Here is a 13,659-nt window from a genome sequence, read left to right as displayed (position 1 = left end):
GAAAGTGCCGACCGTGGAAGGGATTCATCTGCTGTATCTCGAAATAAATAAGATATTTAGCTTATCATGTCAGCCTATTTGCAACAGTGCCGTTTTTCTTTGGTTCTAAAGAAGATCAGTAATTAGGGTTTTGTACGAGAGTAAAAAATTATCACATTGGCTTACTCTCAAGCCTTTGATTTTATGTGAAAGCATATAAACTGAAAAAACAATAAATGTTCATACTGGAACTTTAGATATGAATCCATGAAACATTTATGAGTAATAAAGTTTCATACTAGCTTATGACCCTTACACGTTTGCCATAGGTACGCCTACCTGTACCAGAACAAACTGGACACCATGAGTTATTGTGAAATAAGTTTTGAAAAGTAGGATTCCATTTATGCTTCTTTTCACATTGCACATCAAGCTTCTGACGTACATTGATGTATTCTGTAGAAAATAAAACACCGCCTTTACTTTCTATAAATTCCTTAACAAATTCATAGGTATGCGCAACATCTCTATTGCTACATTCATTACACCAAGATTTTTTATGTATATGAACGGCAGGAGTGGCATAAAATTCATGGCCTTTTTCACATCTATATAGGAGTTTAACAGTCCTACCTAGATATTCTTTTGAAAGACATTCTCCTTTATGCTGTTTCGCATAGTTTTGACACCATTCAAGATTGTATTTAGGTAAGGCCATAGATAAATCCTTTGAGCAATCTAGTATGAGAATTTATTGCTCAGTATGATACTTTAATACTTAGTATGAAACTTTTTTACTGCCCCACATAGGCTTTTTGATGTGGAAAGGTGCAGGCACAACTGGCTTAGACTTTGCAAGCTTTACTAAATCCTTTTTAGGCATTATTGGTGTAGGTGCGGCTTTATAATTCGCAATAAAATTTAGTCTGCCTAAAGCATTTGTGTTTCCCGCAATCGCTATTTTATTGGTTGCTTGCTTGTTCCCCGCATTAAATTATTATGCTCTTGAAGCATCTGAAAAGTCATTTAACCAAACAACCAATTTTTTAAGTCAGCCAGTACATAAGTTTTCAGCAAATAAAATAACTGTACTTTGGGGCATGTGGTACATGAAAGCCCTATATTTAGCCATAGCAGGTTTAATTGGCTTTGGCATAGCTAAAGCTTTATATCCTGAAGTGATTTAAAAAAATTGGATATTTTTATTTAGAAATTACATTGTATGTTTACAACATAAATTGAGATATATAAAGATGACCCATTGAAATGGGATTAAAAAAAATACTTTATTTTTAATATTATAATTATATGTAGTTCAACTAATGGTGTGATAGGTTTTAGTTATAAACTTATTCATTCAGGAATTATATTGCTGAATGAATAAGTCTAATTGATTTATTTATGCAACCCAACTATTCATTTGATTCATTTGATTCATTTGATTCATTTGATTCATTTGATTCATTATTTTTAACTTGTTTTTGTTTAGAATTTTCAACTTTAGAAGCTTTTAAATTCTTTTCAAGAAATAACAAGCCGCCATCTGCATAACTAAAACTTGCGATACTAAAGAATGCACTAATTAACAGTAATTTAGTACAAAATTTATTTTTGAATAGCATGTTTATTTACTCTCATTTAATACTTGTTAGATATTCTAACTTTAAAGAATTAACACCCAGAGGACTCATAAATTACATTCTTGTAATTTTAAAATGTCTCAGGATGGTGTTTAAAGTGCGTGTGATAAATAGAAGTGTAATACAGGAAAATGGTAAGGTTTATCAGCCTAGTCATCTGTCCATTATGTAGAAAGAGCAGCACTTTAATGTTTATGCTGTTCCAATGTATTACATTCCTTACTTTCTATTTGTAACGTAATTTCAGTAATATTATGATTATGTTTTAGAACTTCTAAGGCCTTTTGATAGAGTTGATCTGTATTGCTATTCGGAGCAACCAAATGAGCAGTTAAATGAATATTTTTTGAGGATATAGCCCAGACTTTCAACTGATGAATCCCTTCAACGCCCTCTAGCTTCAATAAATCATTTCTTAACGACTCAATATCAATCTCATCAGGAACTCCTTCAAGCAGAATATTAATACTTTGTTTTAATAAAATCCAAGTTCGAGGTAAGACCCAGAAGCCAATTAACACAGCGATTACGGTATCAACCCACATCCACTGGGTAAAATAAATAACTATTCCTCCGATAATCACGCCTATCGATCCTAGAGCATCACTAAGAACTTCTAAATATGCACCTTTTATATTTAGACTTCCTTCAGCACTAGCAGAAAGGATTTTCATTGAAATCAAATTTACGACCAAACCAATGACCGCGACAATCATCATTTCAACACTTTGAATTTCAGCAGGGTTCGTAAAACGTTGATAAGCTTCATATACAATATATATTGCTACCACAAAAAGCATCACCGCATTAAACAGAGCCGCTAAAATTTCAAATCGCTGATAGCCAAAAGTTCTTTTATCATCTGCGGCTTTTTTACCAATTTTGATAGCGGCAAGAGCAATAGCTAAAGCGGCTACATCAGTAAACATATGAGCTGCATCAGATAACAAAGCCAAACTTTGGGTAATAAAAGCAGCGACAACTTCTACTATTAAAAAAGTAGTCGTTAAACCTAAGGCAACCATTAACTTCTTACTATTTTCTTCAGTAACAACCGCATGGCTATGATCATGATGTTCTGACATAAAATATTTTCCTTATTCTATTTATGATGAGCAGAGATATTGGATAACAGCCAATATCTCTGCTGTAAATCGACTAATCTATTGGATTAAGAAACTTTCTTTTCATTCATCCAGCGGTACAGTACGGGCAATAAAACCAATGTAAGCAGGGTAGAGGAGATAATTCCTCCAATAACCACTGTTGCTAAAGGTCTCTGTACTTCTGCCCCAGTTCCGGTTGCCAAAGCCATCGGGACAAACCCAAGGGACGCCACACAAGCGGTCATCAGCACAGGTCTAAGACGCAAAATTGCACCCTGCCACGTTGCATAATAAAGGTCATATTGTTGTCGCAACTCTTTGATAAAGGTGAGCATGACTAAGCCATTCAGTACAGCCACCCCCGATAGTGCAATGAAGCCAACCCCTGCTGACATGGATAATGGAATGTCACGCAACCACAACGCGATTAAGCCTCCACATAAGGCAAACGGTACACCACTAAAGACCAGTAAGCTTTCTTTGATATTATGGAATACAGCCATCAATAAAATAAAGATCGTCAACAATGCGAGCGGAACCACCAATTGCATACGCGCTTTTGCAGACATCAGATTTTGAAATTGACCGCCATAATCTATCCAATAACCGCTTGGTAATTCCTGTTTGGATAACGTGCTCTGAAGCTCTGTTACGAATGAGCCTAAATCACGTCCTTCTACATTTGCAGTAATAACCACTCGACGTTTACCATTTTCACGGCTGACCTGATTAATACCCAGGATATTTTCAACGCGTGCCACATCTTGCAGTTGGACTAAACCACCATTCGGCAATTGAATAGGAAGTACCGCTAACTGTTCAGGACTACGCTGGGATTCATCTAGACGGATGACAAAATCAAAACGCTTGTCTCCCTGTAAAATTGTTCCAACATTCTGGCCACCGACACTTGTAGCTACCAGATCCTGAATTGCTCTTACCGACAAGCCATATTGTGCAGCTCTGGACTTATCCACCTCTACATTCAACAAGGGTAAGCCACTGGTCTGTTCTACATTAACGGCTGTCGCGCCTGAAATTGAGTTAATTTTTTGAGAAATTTTATTCGCTTCGCGATTTAGAATCTCCATGTCATCACCAAATAATTTGACACCCACATCACTTCGCACCCCTGAAATTAACTCGTTAAAGCGCAGTTCAATGGGTTGCGAGAACTCACTGTTATTTCCCGGCAATGTCGCTAAGAAAGTAATCATTCTTTGGCGAAGCTCATCAATCGTTTGTTTTGGATCAGGCCATTCATCATGAGGTTTTAACAGTACCACGCCATCTGAAATGTTGGGTGGCATAACATCTGTGGCCACTTCTGCTGTACCGGTACGAGCAAAGATCGCTTTAATTTCAGGAAATTCTTTCAACAGTAACTTTTCAGTATTTTCCTGCATTCTCAGTGACTGTTCTAACCCTGTACTTGGGGAACGCATTTGCTGAACAGCAAAATCACCTTCACCCAGTTGAGGTGCAAACTCGCTACCTGTTTGAGTGGCTAGCACGCCCGTAAGCACTAAAATACAGGCAGCCACAATAGTCACAAATAAACGAAGCTCATAGGCTTTATCTAAAAGCAGTTCATATTTGGTTTTAAGCCAATGCATCCAGCGACTTTCGGTTTCCTTGACTTCTCCAGTGACAAATAGGGCAACTGCGGCTGGCACAAAAGTGACAGATAAAATCATGGCCCCAATTAAAGCCAGTACAACAGTCATTGCCATAGGATGGAAAAGTTTGGCTTCTACACCCGTCAGGGTAAAGATAGGTAGATAAACCACCAAAATAATTAACTGTCCAAAAATCAGAGGACGACGCGCCTGTTTTGCAGCCAAGAAGACTTCTTTAAATCTTTCAGAACGGCTAAGTAAACCACCTTTCAGCTTCTGAGCTTCTGCTAGCCGACGGATACAGTTTTCTACAATAACCACTGCACCATCAATAATAATACCGAAGTCCAGTGCCCCTAAACTCATCAGATTTGCACTAATCTTCTGCTCTGCCATTCCCGTCAAGGTAAACAGCATTGACAGTGGAATAACGCAAGCCGTGATCAGCGCAGCACGGAAATTACCTAGAAAGAGAAATAAAATAACAATGACGAGGATTGCACCCTCAATCAAATTTTTCTGAACGGTTTTGATCGCCCGATCAACCAAATGCGTACGGTCATACACAGTCTCAATCACCACACCTTTAGGTAGCGATTGCTGGATCGATTGCACCTTTTCATCAATGGCTTGAGCAACGGTACGGCTATTTTCTCCCATCATCATCATGGCAATACCCAATACAGTTTCTTCACCATTATAGGTTGCAGCCCCTGTTCTTAAGTCATGACCAATTGAGACATTGGCGACATCTGCCACCCGAATCGGATAGCCGTTTTTATTGGCAATACTGATGTTCTGGATATCTTCAATCGTGTTTAAAGTGCCGGGAACACGAACCGTTAGCTGTTGTCCATTTTTCTCAATATAGCCAGCACCACGGTTTTCATTATTCTCTGTTAAGGCAGTTTGTAAATCAGACAAAGGAATTTGCAATTGTTGCAATCGGTTCAGATCAGGGGCAACCACATAGGTTTTATTAAAGCCACCGATACTGTTGATCTCAGCAACGCCTTTTACGCGCTGTAATTGCGGTCTTACAATCCAATCCTGAATTTCACGTAAATCCATCGCCGAATAAGGGGTTCCATCCGGCTTTTTAGCATTTGGTTCGGCTTTAATCACCCATTGATAGATTTCACCTAAACCTGTCGAAATAGGCGACATGTTAGGTTGCACATCTTCAGGCATTTCTCCCATTGCTTCTTGCAAGCGCTGGTTGATAAGCTGTCTGGCCCAGTAAATATCCGTGCCATCTTCAAAAATGATGGTCACTTGCGATAAGCCGTAGCGTGAAATCGAACGGGTTTGTTCCATTTTCGGCATGCCTGACATGGCATTCTCGATTGGATATGTAATCCGCTGTTCCATTTCTAAAGCCGTAAAACCATTGGCTGAAGTGTTAATCTGCACCTGAGTATTGGTAATATCTGGTACAGCATCAATCGGTAACTTTTGATAACTATAAATACCAATAGCAATCCAAGCCGCAATAAACAGCATGACCCAGATTGCGTTATGGATAGAAAACTGGATCAGTCGATCAAACAGTCCTTCAGGTTTTACCGATTCGTGGTCTGGAATTTGAGGAGTTTCAGTGCTCATGTGAAGCCTCTCCTTTTTCCAGCTCGGATTTCAGTAAAAAACTGCCTTGAGCGGCATATTTTTGTCCCTGACTAAGCCCACTCACCACTTCAATCCATTGGCTCTCCCCAGATGATTGCCCTAATTTCACAGGTTGCGGACTGAATTCAACTTTTTGTCCATGCTGAGTGGCGACAAAAACCACATCTTTTCCATCGACATTCTGAACTGCGGACTTAAGTACCCGTAATGCGGTACTTTCACTCCGTTGTTGCAACTGTACGTTCACCATCAAGTTTGGACGTAATTCGGTTGCATTCGATTCAACTTTTGCTCGCACCTGAAGACGACCTGTTTGAATATCCGCTTCAGTATTTAAAGTCTGAATAACAGCTTGATAAACCTTTTCTGTTTGCAAGGATTTAAATTCGATCTTTTGATTCGGGGCTAAGCCCATAATTTCAGAATTTGGAACAATAAATTCAAGCCAGAGTTGATCTAACCGGTCTATCGTAAAGAGTTGATCGGCTAACTGAACATTTTCCCCGAGAACCAAATCCTTTTTACTGATCACGCCAGAAATTGGGGCTTTTAAAATATAGCGCCCGTTACTAGCATTCACTGCACCAAATGCGCTTAAACGTGATTGGGCCGCTTGAACCTGAATTTGTGCCCGTTTATAACTGTTATAAGCCCGTTGATAGTCCTGTTTTGCTGAGATACCCTGTGACCACAATTGACGCTCACGCTCAAAGTCTTGTTTCGCCAGTTCCAGATTGGTTTGTTCAATTTTAAGATTGGCCTGCTGATCAACTAGATCAGGAACAAGCAATGTAGCCAAAGGCTGCCCTTTCTGAACTTTTTGGCCGAGTTCTACATAAACATTTTCTACATGACCGCTAAAACTCGGTGAGACATGCGCTTGCTGATCCGTATTCACATTCAGTTTGGCAGGATAAGAACTTAATTTAACCACCGGACCTTGATCGACCGCTGATAACTGTATGCCCTGTTCCACCAGTTGCTTGGCCGTCAGGCTCACGCCTTCTGCATGCTCTTCGGTTTCACCGCCATGTTCTTCACTTCCATGTTCCTCTGCGCCTTCTTCCTCTGCATGTTCATCTGATGTTTCAGATTTATTCTTACCCGACAAGATCAAGAAAATACTGAGGAGTACGGTTGCGCCGATGACAAAACCAATCAGTAGAGGTTGAGAGATTTTTCCGCTCTGTTTTTTTAAGCTGTTTTTAAGATCGAACATGTTAATTTCCCCCACCAATGACAGGCATGGCCTGTATGTCTTGCCATAAGTTTTGATTGATTTGTGCAATAGCATCTTTCGACATGACTTCACTTGGGCTAATGCCTAAGCTCAAACTTTCTGCTTCAATGGCCTTTTGCCAGCCATCCCGTAACAACTGGACTTTACGCAGACGGATGTCTTGTAATTGAAGCGTGGCTTGCTGAACATCGGTTAAAGCAAACTTGCCTGCCAAGAAACCTTGTAGCGTCTTACTTTGAACTTGAGTCGCCAAAGGAATTTGAGTCTCGTCAACGACTTTGAATTGCAGCTCTAAACCCTGCAACTCGGTTAAAATTGTGCCTATTTGCAGCGCATTTTGCTTCAGATAAAATTCTTTCTGACGCTCTAATAAGTTCATTTTTTCTTGCGCGATTTTTATGCCATTTTGCTGACGATCGAAAATATTAAGCGGTACACTAACTCCGACTACTAATTGATTTTGTGTGGAGTTTTCCAAGGATTGGGTGCGGTTGACACCTAGGTTTAAAGTGGGGTTAGGACGTGCCTTTGCTCTTAGTTGATCAACCGTTGCTTGAGACTCTAATACCAGTAAAGCTCGATATTTCTCAACGTAGTTTTCCGCTAAATATTCTTGAACCTGTCCATGAGTCGATTTTGGCCAGAGCTTTTGTGAAGAGAGGTTTACCTGCAATGACTTATCAGACGTACCCCATAAATTTGATAATTGTTGGGTGGCCACTTGTACCTGTAAGTCTGCCTGTCTAAAAAGGCGTATATTTTCAGCATGACTTAAACGTGCGCGATTCACATCTACTTGCGCGATACCGCCCGCAGTAAAGCGCTTCTCGATCGCTTTAAGGTTTTCTTCACTCACCCGAAGTTGTTCATTGACAATGTTTCTTTCAAGTTCAGCAATGGCCAGTTGTGACCATACATATTTCACCGCAAGCTCAATTTGCGCTTGATAAATCTTCTGCTTCAGTGCTGTTTTATCTGTAGAGAGACTGGCTAATTTTTGGTTTGCTTTTCGCTCACCAAAAATATCCAAGGGTTGTGATATGCCAATGGCAAGCTCTTTTTCATTATTTGAACCAAATCCCGTTTGTTCAACTGACAGTTCAGGATTTTTAAACAGCTTACTTTGCTGAAGATTCGTGGCATTAATGCTGTTTTGCGTTTCCCAGAAATTTTGGGACGCTTGATACTGGTTGACCTGATCAATGGCTTGTCGCAGCGTTAAATCTTGAGGACTGGCGACTACAGAAGTACTCAAGCTGATCATTGCGGATAGCAAGACACCTGTACGGAATGCTGACCAGGATAAATTCAGGATAGAAGTATCCTGATATAATTTGTTTTTTGACATGAAATGCCCCACACATAATAAGATTAGGAGTGGTGGGCTTTTATAAGACTACCCCACCAATAGTAGGGGCAAATCAGGAGGGGGTGTTAATTGATTCAGATAAGGGGATTTATAAAAAGTTCTTCCCAAATAAGATGGTGTAAGGACTGTCTCAAAATGAGTTTTAAGCTTCAAATCATCGGGTGGGTCAATCTGAATCACGATTGTATTTGAGAAATGACTGCACTTTTCGTTAAAACAAACCTTCTGACAATAGTCATAAATTTCTTTATAGTTTTCTAAGGAATAAAGTGCTTGACTAGGACTATCACTCTTTTCGTCTAAATCGATTGGATTAGAGAGTATTGAATTGGGTATGTTTGGCATTTCATGCAGACACGCAGCCTCTGCCACACTCCAAATATTCTGGAATGTGAATAAGAGTACCAATATCTGGATTAGAAATGTTTTTCTCTTCATACACAAATCTGTATTTAAAACACCAATAAGAAGCTGTCCAGATCTATCAAAGATCTGATCACAGAATTTGAGTAACCTTAAACTTTTTGCAGCCTTAAGTAAAGATATACAGAATTTTTGAAAAAAGCATAGGTCTAGATAATCAAGCTAGATTTTTTAGAACTCCACATTGGTCAATTGTACATAAGCCATCACAAGTACCTCTTAAATCAGATAATTGTTCAATAAGCTTTTGTTGCTTGATTATATTTTCCCTGATAGCACTGACATGTAAGTCAATTAATTCATTCACATCTGAACAATTTTTCTTGGGATTATCTTTATAGGTGAGTAATTGACGAATTTCATTCAAACTCATATTTAAAGTTCGGCAATTCAAAATAAACTTAATTCGCTCAACATAGCCTACATCGTAAAGGCGGTAATTTCCTTCCGTTCTTTCGGGTTCCGGAATTAAACCTTCCTTTTCATAAAACCTAATTGTTAATACTGAACATGAGGTTTTTTTAGAGAGTTCACCAATTTTTAAATGCATTGAGTTAGTATTTCCAAAAAATCTTGACTCTATAGTAACTATAGGGATTCTAATATTCAAAGTTTATAATTTTTTTAATGGGTATAATTATGAGTGGTTGTGGATGTAGTAAAGAAACACCATGCGAAGATAAGAAATCTCAACAAGAAAATCATCCATCAATTGCAGAAGCAAACAATTCAAAGAATTGTAATAATACGCTTAGCTGTTGTGGGGAAGAGGAAGAAAAAAAATCTTCATCCCCTTGCTGTAACACTTCAAACAGTTGTGAAGATACCGCTCAATCCTGTTGTAGTTCTGATCCCAAAGAAAATTTAAGCACTGAAGACGTTTTAAAAGATTCGCACTACATGAGTGAATACTTAGTTCCCAAAATGGATTGTTCTGCGGAAGAACAGATGGTTCGTATGGCGCTATCTTCAATTGATGGTGTTCAAAAACTCATCTTTGATTTACCTAACCGGTCTTTAAAGGTTCTACATAATCAAAAAGATGAAAATATAACTACCAAACTTGAAGCTTTGGGTTTTGGTGCAAAGCTTGTGAAGACTGAAACTTATATAAGCAATCAACAGGCTAAGCAAACAAGTACCTACACCATTCCTAAAATGGATTGCTCTGCTGAAGAGCAAATGGTCCGTATGGCTCTTGCAGATCTTGAAGCAGTTAAAGGTCTTACTTTTGATCTTCCCAATCGAAAACTGAAAGTCTTCCATAATGAAGGGATTCAGCAAATTACGGCTAAACTCGAAGGACTGGGTTTTGGGGCGAAACTTGATGAAATACAGCTTTCTTCAGGCGATATACCTAATGAACCTGATCCTGTGAGACAAGCTAAAGTACTTAAACTGTTATTAGGTATTAATGCTCTACTTTTCTTTATAGAATTCATCAGCGGTATTATTGCTGCGTCTACAGGATTGATTGCTGATTCTCTAGATATGTTTGCCGATGCAGCCGTTTATGGTATTGCGCTATATGCCGTCGGAAAAGCTGCGAAATATCAAATAAAAGCAGCCCATTTCGCAGGTTGGATTCAGTTATTACTTGCTGTTATCGTGATTGTTGATGTCATTAGACGATTCATGTTTGGAAGCGAGCCAGAATCAACGCTCATGATTGTTATTGGCCTGCTCGCACTTATAGCTAACGTGACATGCTTATATCTTATTTCTGGTCATCGAGAAGATGGCGCACATATGAAAGCCAGTTGGATTTTCTCGGCGAATGACGTTGTGGTAAATATGGGCGTTATATTTGCCGGTGTACTCGTGGCGTGGACGGGATCAGCTTACCCAGACTTAATCATTGGCATCCTGGTTTCTTTATTCGTGCTTAATGGTGCTCGAAAGATTTTGGCTTTGAAGTAAGAGTATCGAAAATGAATCTATTTCAAGTTAAACAAAATCAGATCGTCAAAATTAGAGATCTCAAAAAAGGTAATCAATACAGTCATACCACTGATCCCGTATTGGAACGGCTCCAACTATTAGGTTTTAGAGAGGGTGAAACTCTACAAGTACTCGCTAAAGGTGTTTTTGGCGGAGATCCTGTTTTAGTTCAGATTGAAACTTCAAGATTCGCATTAAGAAAGAATGAAGCTGAAAGAATTTTTGTAGAGTTAGTATCCAATGAAGATTAAGAATATTGCATTAGTCGGTAATCCAAATTGCGGAAAAACCTCTTTATTTAATACACTTACTGGTACGCGACAAAAAGTTGCCAACTATGCTGGGGTTACCGTAGAAAGAAAAGAAGGTTCTTTTAACTTACCTTCTGGTGATGCAATACGAGTATTGGACTTACCCGGAACTTACAGTTTAAAACCTAGTAGTTTAGATGAAGAAGTCACCAGGGCAGTTTGTTTGGGCGAGCTAAAAGGTGAAATTCTACCCGACATTTTTATATGCGTCGTAGATGCCACAAATTTAAGCTTACATTTGAGCTTGGTTCTCGAAGTTCGTGCTTTAAATCGCCCTATGATTCTTGTATTAAATATGATGGATGAGGTCAAAAAGCGTGGTATTTCCATTGATAAGGATAAACTGTCTCAACTGTTAGGTATCCCTGTAGTTGAAGCTGTCGCAGTTAAAACAAAAGGAATTCAAGATTTAATTAATCAATTAGATCAAAAAAATCTTTTTATTACTCCTTATCATTCTGAATTAAGTCATTTTGAACAGGTCAAACAAATCACCAAACAAGTTATTTTAAATAATGACAGTGGTGATAAAAGAACCGCATTTCTAGATAAAATTTTTCTACATCCTGTATTGGGTTTAGTAATCTTAACTTTAACCATGTTTGTGATGTTCCAGGCGGTATTTATATGGGCAACGCCTTTTATTGAATTCATTGAAAATTTTGTCGCATGGCTCAGTGATTTTATTGGACCACTAATCCAACATCCTCTATTAAAAAGCTTGGTTGTGGATGGGGTAATTGCTGGTGCAGGTAGCGTGCTTGCATATATGCCTCAGATTTTGATTTTATTCTTCTTCATTTTAATGCTTGAAGAGTCAGGCTATTTACCCCGGGCAGCATTTCTTTTAGATAAATTAATGTCTAAAGCCGGGCTTAGCGGCCGTTCATTTATTCCTCTGCTATCCAGTTTTGCTTGTGCCATTCCCGGAATTATGGCAACCAGAAGTATCAGCTCTGAACGGGACCGATTAGCAACAATTATGATTGCACCCTTGATGACCTGTTCAGCAAGATTGCCCGTATATGCTTTATTGATCGCGGCATTTATTCCCAACCAATTAATCTACGGCTGGTTAAGTCTGCAAGGATTAGTCCTTTTTGGTCTTTATATGTCGGGAATAGTCTCAGCGTTATTAGTTTCAGTCTTTCTGAAGTTGGTTCGAAAAGATAAAACTGAAAGTATTTTTATTTTTGAACTTCCCACATACCGAATTCCAGATATTAGAAATATTGCATTAGGCTTATATGATAGGGCAACTATTTTCTTAAAACGAGTTGGTGGCATTATCGTTGCGCTGTCTATCTTGTTATGGGTGCTAGTCACGTTCCCTCAACCACCAGATAATGCAACCATGCCGGCCATTAACTATAGTTTAGCTGGTCAGTTAGGGCATTTAATTCATCCTATATTTGCGCCTATTGGTTTTACATGGGAAATATGTATTGCACTCATTCCTGCTATGGCAGCAAGGGAAGTTGTAATTGCAGCTCTTGGGGTGATTTATGCGATGTCAGGTGATGAAGATACTGTAACTCAAAGTCTGTTAAGTCAAATTTCAGGCCCGGATGGATGGGGGTTAGCCACAGGTTTATCATTATTGGTATGGTTTATTTTTGCTCCACATTGTCTTGCCACGTTAGCAACAATTAGACGAGAAACAGGTAGCTGGAAACAGCCTGTCGTTATGGCAACTTATTTGTTTGCATTAGCCTACATCTTTTCATTCATCACATATCAAGTTGCGAGTAAGTTTTAATTAGCAAATGAATAAAAGAGGGGGGGAGCTAGCTCCCCCCCCTTTATTAAATTACTCGATGTAAGCGTGGGCTTCTGAATACTTTTATCTAACTATAACAACTACTTAAATGTTTAAATCTCTAGGTTTTGAATAGTCGAGGTATCAGACGAATATAGATTGGTAAAAAGCATAGTTCAACGATAGTCTGAGTCAAGATTACAGCAGGAATTATGGGCATACTTCCCGGAATTGCAAAAGCTAATGGAAGAATAACAAATGAATTTCTATATGATGCTGAAAAGGACACAGCACTAGCAGAGCCAGATTCTAATCGAAAAATACGAGCAATTATCCAACCCACGAATGGAGCAATAATGGCAAAAGAAATATAAATTGGTAAAGCTTGAAGAGCTGCACTTTTTGCAAGCCCAATTTGAGGCATAACTGATGCTAGGACGATAAACAAAACTAGGGCTGTGGCAGGTACAGGAAATAAGTTTAGGCTTTCAGCCACTTTTTCTGCTTGTTCATTTCTATTCCCAATGAACTGAACTATAGCTGCCATTGCTAAGGGGGCACTGTTGCAAATAGAGATTTGAGTCGATGAAGTTCCTTTTTAAAAGTGCTTAGAGACCGAAAACCCTGTTGATTAGACACACTTCAC

The 13,659-nt window shown here is 38.8% G+C and carries 13 protein-coding genes; 4 read left to right on the top strand and 9 right to left on the bottom strand.

Annotation, left to right across the window (positions count from 1 at the left end):
- Window positions 1–277: 277 nt before the first annotated feature.
- Window positions 278–697, bottom strand: a complete 420-nt coding sequence (locus NI469_RS14255) for a hypothetical protein (RefSeq protein WP_004281849.1) — start codon at window positions 695–697, stop codon at window positions 278–280.
- Window positions 698–956: 259 nt separating this feature from the next.
- Between NI469_RS14255 and NI469_RS14250 the strand changes: the two genes are divergently transcribed.
- Window positions 957–1,166: a hypothetical protein gene (locus NI469_RS14250; protein WP_228127370.1), complete on the top strand. Its 210-nt coding sequence runs from the start codon at window positions 957–959 to the stop codon at window positions 1,164–1,166.
- Between the two features lie 225 nt (window positions 1,167–1,391).
- On the opposite strand, the gene NI469_RS14245 is transcribed toward NI469_RS14250, so the two are convergent.
- The 7 genes from NI469_RS14245 to cadR form a co-directional block, all read right to left on the bottom strand.
- Window positions 1,392–1,601, bottom strand: a complete 210-nt coding sequence (locus NI469_RS14245; protein ID WP_106439075.1) for a hypothetical protein — start codon at window positions 1,599–1,601, stop codon at window positions 1,392–1,394.
- A gap of 203 nt (window positions 1,602–1,804) precedes the next feature.
- Complete coding sequence (locus NI469_RS14240; RefSeq protein ID WP_004733183.1) at window positions 1,805–2,704, bottom strand: cation diffusion facilitator family transporter; 900 nt, start codon at window positions 2,702–2,704, stop codon at window positions 1,805–1,807.
- An 86-nt stretch (window positions 2,705–2,790) separates the two neighbouring features.
- Window positions 2,791–5,949 carry an efflux RND transporter permease subunit gene (locus NI469_RS14235; protein WP_004733184.1) on the bottom strand — a complete coding sequence of 1,053 codons (3,159 nt, stop codon included), beginning with the start codon at window positions 5,947–5,949 and terminating at the stop codon, window positions 2,791–2,793.
- The gene (locus tag NI469_RS14230; protein WP_004733187.1) at window positions 5,939–7,189 is read right to left on the bottom strand and encodes an efflux RND transporter periplasmic adaptor subunit; all 1,251 of its coding nucleotides are present in this window, start codon (window positions 7,187–7,189) and stop codon (window positions 5,939–5,941) included. Before NI469_RS14230 ends, NI469_RS14235 begins: the two co-directional genes overlap by 11 nt.
- A 1-nt stretch (window position 7,190) precedes the next feature.
- Entirely contained in the window at window positions 7,191–8,558 is a 1,368-nt protein-coding gene (locus NI469_RS14225; protein WP_087011445.1) for a TolC family protein, read from the bottom strand.
- A gap of 48 nt (window positions 8,559–8,606) precedes the next feature.
- The gene (locus NI469_RS14220; RefSeq protein WP_025465702.1) at window positions 8,607–9,017 is read right to left on the bottom strand and encodes a hypothetical protein; all 411 of its coding nucleotides are present in this window, start codon (window positions 9,015–9,017) and stop codon (window positions 8,607–8,609) included.
- 142 nt (window positions 9,018–9,159) lie between these two features.
- Window positions 9,160–9,552 carry a Cd(II)/Pb(II)-responsive transcriptional regulator gene (cadR, locus tag NI469_RS14215; RefSeq protein ID WP_004992253.1) on the bottom strand — a complete coding sequence of 131 codons (393 nt, stop codon included), beginning with the start codon at window positions 9,550–9,552 and terminating at the stop codon, window positions 9,160–9,162.
- An 89-nt stretch (window positions 9,553–9,641) separates the two neighbouring features.
- Here cadR and NI469_RS14210 point away from each other — a divergent pair, with 89 nt between their 5' ends.
- From NI469_RS14210 to feoB, 3 genes are read left to right on the top strand one after another with little or no spacing between them, the layout of a single operon-like run.
- Complete coding sequence (locus tag NI469_RS14210) at window positions 9,642–10,922, top strand: cation efflux transmembrane domain-containing protein (RefSeq protein ID WP_253175575.1); 1,281 nt, start codon at window positions 9,642–9,644, stop codon at window positions 10,920–10,922.
- Between the two features lie 11 nt (window positions 10,923–10,933).
- Window positions 10,934–11,194, top strand: coding sequence for a FeoA family protein (locus tag NI469_RS14205; protein WP_004665962.1), 261 nt, complete (start codon window positions 10,934–10,936; stop codon window positions 11,192–11,194).
- Entirely contained in the window at window positions 11,184–13,013 is a 1,830-nt protein-coding gene (gene feoB / locus NI469_RS14200) for a ferrous iron transporter B (protein ID WP_044110640.1), read from the top strand. The genes NI469_RS14205 and feoB overlap by 11 nt, the downstream gene beginning before the upstream one ends.
- 121 nt (window positions 13,014–13,134) lie before the next feature.
- Here the strand turns inward: feoB and NI469_RS14195 are convergent, their stop codons facing one another.
- Window positions 13,135–13,560: a hypothetical protein gene (locus NI469_RS14195; protein ID WP_004897257.1), complete on the bottom strand. Its 426-nt coding sequence runs from the start codon at window positions 13,558–13,560 to the stop codon at window positions 13,135–13,137.
- Between the last annotated feature and the right edge of the window lie 99 nt (window positions 13,561–13,659).

The organism is Acinetobacter lwoffii (assembly GCF_024129735.1).
Taxonomy (GTDB): Bacteria; Pseudomonadota; Gammaproteobacteria; order Pseudomonadales; family Moraxellaceae; genus Acinetobacter; species Acinetobacter lwoffii_H.
The sequence above is the reverse complement of the archived record's forward strand: the minus strand, read 5'-3'. Positions and strand labels throughout refer to the sequence as shown.